Below are 735 nucleotides of genomic sequence, written 5' to 3'. Positions count from 1 at the left end.
TGAACCGCCCCGACTATATCGGAGAGTGATTTACTTGAGTCAGGCAGCCATGCCTGACAGGATTAAATTATCATAATACCGCTTTTCAAACTCAAAGGGTGACACATAACCAATCGTGCTATGCAGTCGTATTTTATTAAACCAATCCACCCATTCAAGGGTTGCCAGTTCAACATCATTGATACCAGTCCAGTTCTCCTTTAAATAGTCAATTACCTCAGATTTATAGAGTCCATTGACCGTTTCAGCCAGTGCATTATCGTATGAATCACCAGTCGTGCCGACAGAAGCGATGATACCAGAGTCACACATTTTGTCAGTATAGCGAATGGATAAGTACTGAACCCCTCGATCGCTGTGATGAATCACATCTTTGGGATGGTTCCTATCTGCTATCGCCTGATTTAGCGCAGCCATAACCATATCGGTATTCATGCGATTAGATACTTTCCAACCGACAATACTACGGGCAAACACGTCAATAATAAAAGCGGTATATACCCAGCCGCTAGTTGTTTTTATATAGGTGAAGTCAGCTACCCAAAGCTGATTGGGTTGACGTGCATTAAAGTTACGATTGACTAGGTCATCAGCGCGCTTTTGGTCGTCACGGCTGTTGGTGGTAATCTTGCTTTTGCCACGCCAGACACCTTGCATACCATACTGCTTCATTAAACGCTCTACGGTACACCGAGCAACCTTTAACCCGTCAGCTTTCATCTGCTGCCAGACTTT

Annotated in this window: 1 protein-coding gene; it reads right to left on the bottom strand. The window is 44.2% G+C overall.

Going from position 1 to position 735, the window contains the following annotated elements; translation table 11 throughout:
- Positions 1–39: 39 nt before the first annotated feature.
- Positions 40–735 (bottom strand): IS3 family transposase (locus JFC08_RS13635; protein ID WP_198331112.1); only part of this gene is annotated, 696 nt, incomplete at its 5' end.

The organism is Psychrobacter cibarius (assembly GCF_016107535.1).
Lineage (GTDB): Bacteria > Pseudomonadota > Gammaproteobacteria > Pseudomonadales > Moraxellaceae > Psychrobacter > Psychrobacter cibarius.
The sequence above is the reverse complement of the archived record's forward strand: the minus strand, read 5'-3'. Positions and strand labels throughout refer to the sequence as shown.